Below are 1,032 nucleotides of genomic sequence, written 5' to 3' on the forward strand. Positions count from 1 at the left end.
TGAAAGCCGCACTCGACCGGCTGCAATCGACCACTGTGATGACATCGATCCGTCAGCCAAGCGAACGGCGGCGGCATCGGTTCTCCTGGATCAACGAATGGAAAGAGACAGCCGATCTGCACGGGCATGCCCGTGGAATCGAGCTGATCCTGCCCGATTGGTTCTACACGGGCGTTCTCGATGAAGCACTCGTGCTGACGATCGACCGCACCTATTTCGATCTAACCGGTGGATTGGAGCGCTGGCTCTATCGCCTCGTCCGCAAGCACGGCGGCCGTCAGAATGGCGGTTGGAGCTTCGATCTTGTGCACTTGCATGCGAAGTCCGGGAGCCTGTCGCCGTTCAAACACTTTGCCTACGACCTGCGTCAGATCGTCCGCCGTCAGACATTGCCAGGCTATCGGCTCATCATCACGCATCATCCGAATGGCGCCGAACGACTGAATTTCGCACCAGCACCCATCGGTCCGTCGAGCAAGCGACTGCGCAAACGTGGCCTCGTCCTTCCTGCTGGGGATAAGCTGTGAATTCGCTCGTGCTATCGGGGACCAGAACCCTCGTGCCATCGGGGACGCGATGCTCGTGCTATCGGGGACCGGAATCAGAGCTAAGGTTCTGCGGCGTCAAGACTTCCTGCTCCCGTAACTTTACTAACGTACTGACACTAACTTCTTGTTGTGAATCAGTGCGTTGTGAACAAGTCGGTCGTGCGTGCAACGAGGATGCCTCATGCGCTTATGCTGTCACGCGCAAGACCTTCCTGCAATGCGAATCTGTTCTCCAAGATGCGGGCGCGTGCGTGATCGAGCGCAATATCGCGCGATCACCATCATTGGCAGCACCGCATCACGATCGTTGCTTTCCTTTGCGGTCGCTCGCTCGTCGAGGAGAACTCGCTAACGTCCGTGGTTGGCACGACGGCCACCACATGCCGGGATCTGGAGAATGGGCGGTCAGGCTAACCAGCGCCGTGCTTGATGGCTTCAAAGGTGTCCATGAAGCCGCCAGCAAGAAAAGTTGCGATCTCACCCA

General features: G+C 57.9%; 2 protein-coding genes. Both read left to right on the top strand.

What is annotated here, in order from left to right:
* Positions 1–527: replication initiator protein A (locus tag ABIB66_RS43520; RefSeq protein WP_354260139.1), on the top strand; the 527-nt coding region annotated here is incomplete at its 5' end.
* A gap of 272 nt (positions 528–799) precedes the next feature.
* Positions 800–1,032 (top strand): hypothetical protein (locus ABIB66_RS43525; RefSeq protein WP_354260142.1); only part of this gene is annotated, 233 nt, incomplete at its 3' end.

The sequence above is a fragment of the Bradyrhizobium sp. F1.13.3 genome (genome assembly GCF_040548265.1).
In the GTDB taxonomy this organism is placed as follows: Bacteria; Pseudomonadota; Alphaproteobacteria; order Rhizobiales; family Xanthobacteraceae; genus Bradyrhizobium.